Genomic DNA, 236 nt, shown 5'->3' on the forward strand with positions numbered 1-236 from the left:
AGCTCGGCCTCGAGGCGGGCCGCCTCCTCCGCCTTGGCCTGGGCCTGGTCCTCGAGGTCCCGCAGGGGCCCCTCGTCCACCCGCCGGGCGATGGGCTCCCCCTCCTCCACCCGGTCCCCCGGCTTCACCAGAAGCCCCGAGAGGGAGGGGAGGGAGAAGACCAGGGGGTGGAGGGTGGGCAGGGCGGGGAGGGCGGGGAGCTCCAAGGAGGCCTCCTCCCCGGGGGCGAAGGCCGC

General features: G+C 77.1%; 1 pseudogene. It reads right to left on the bottom strand.

Annotation, left to right across the window (positions count from 1 at the left end):
* Nucleotides 1-236 (bottom strand): annotated as a pseudogene (locus ACYQ0J_RS13795) (metal-dependent hydrolase); the annotation flags it as partial.

The organism is Thermus sp. FJN-A (assembly GCF_054655095.1).